Source organism: Actinomadura sp. SCN-SB, assembly GCF_043906805.1.
GTDB lineage: Bacteria > Actinomycetota > Actinomycetes > Streptosporangiales > Streptosporangiaceae > Spirillospora.
This window is the reverse complement of record NZ_JBIMPP010000187.1, coordinates 1-607: the sequence shown is the minus strand read 5'-3', so window position 1 is coordinate 607 and position 607 is coordinate 1. Positions and strand designations below refer to the sequence as shown.

Sequence of the window (607 nt, the reverse complement as noted above, 5' to 3'; positions counted from 1 at the left end):
CTAGTGCGGTGACCACGAACGTTCACCGGGTCTGGTGACACGCCGGTCGATGTCCGCGATACCGAGGCCGGTGGGGCCCACTCTCAAGGGCGACGAGATCGTTTTTCCTAGAGGGTGGTGCGGGTGGCTGAGCCGGTGCGGGCACGGCGGCTGACCGAGCAGGAAGGCCGCAAGCTGCAGCAGATCGTGCGGCGGGGCAAGCACGAGTCGATCCGGGTGCGCCGGGCGGTGATCATCATGGCGTCGGCGTCGGGGACGACGGTCCCGGCGATCGCCCGGCTGGTGGCCGCGGACGAGGACACCGTCCGCGATGTGATCCACGCGTTCAACCAGCGGGGGCTGGCCTGTCTGGACCCTAACTGGGCGGGAGGCCGTCCCCGCCAGATCACCAGCGACGATGAGGACTACATCGTCGCGACGGCCACTACGCGCCCGGCCAAGCTCGGGCGCCCGTTCACGCACTGGAGCCTGCGCAAGCTCGCCGACTACCTCGGCGACAACACCGTCCGCCAGGTGCGCATCGGCCGCGAACGGCTCCGGCAGATCCTGCGCGAGCGGGGTATCTCCTTCCAGCGCACCCGTACCTGGAAGGAGTCCAACGACCCCG

At 69.5% G+C, this 607-nt stretch carries 1 protein-coding gene; it reads left to right on the top strand.

The genetic code is table 11. From position 1 onward, the window contains the following. Positions 1 to 123: 123 nt before the first annotated feature. Positions 124 to 607, top strand: a 484-nt coding sequence (locus ACGWYJ_RS38980; protein WP_395111738.1) for a helix-turn-helix domain-containing protein, incomplete at its 3' end; no start/stop codon positions are given.